1 protein-coding gene and 1 pseudogene are annotated in these 495 nt (G+C 68.5%); both read right to left on the bottom strand.

What is annotated here, in order from left to right; translation table 11 throughout:
• A partial coding sequence (locus A9Z05_RS30215; protein WP_141723514.1) for an LLM class flavin-dependent oxidoreductase occupies window positions 1-301 on the bottom strand: 301 nt, incomplete at its 3' end.
• A gap of 46 nt (window positions 302-347) precedes the next feature.
• Window positions 348-495 (bottom strand): annotated as a pseudogene (locus A9Z05_RS36610) (ABC transporter substrate-binding protein); the annotation flags it as partial.

Raw genomic sequence — 495 nt, forward strand, 5'->3', positions numbered from 1 at the left:
CCGGCGCGAGCGCGGCCAGCAGCTTGAATGTTTCCGCGACCTTGAACGGGCTGTAGTGCTGCAGCATCACGCCGCCCGAGCCGATGCGGATGCGCGACGTGTGCGCGAGCAGGTGCGCGACGACGATCTCCGGTGCCGAACTGGCGAACCCCGGCGTGCCGTGATGTTCGGCGACCCAGAAGCGCGCGTAGCCGAGCTGTTCGGCGCGGCGCGCGAGCGTGGTGGTGAAGCGCAGTGCGTCGGCGGCGTTCGCGCCGTCGGCGATCGGACTCTTGTCCAGCAACGAAAGCGAATAAGACATGGTGAGCGGCGTTCCTGCGTGAGCGTGGATGGACGGTTGCGGGCGCTCAGCTTTTCGGCAGCCCGGGCGGATTCGTGCGCGACTGGTCGATCGCTTCGGACGCGAGGTTCCAGCGGTCGAGTACCTGCTGGTAGCGGCCGTTCTTGATCAGCCCGTTCAGCGCGACGGTCAGCGGCTCGGCGAGGCCGCTGCCG

It is taken from the genome of Burkholderia sp. A2, assembly GCF_001729305.1.
Classification (GTDB): Bacteria; Pseudomonadota; Gammaproteobacteria; order Burkholderiales; family Burkholderiaceae; genus Burkholderia; species Burkholderia sola.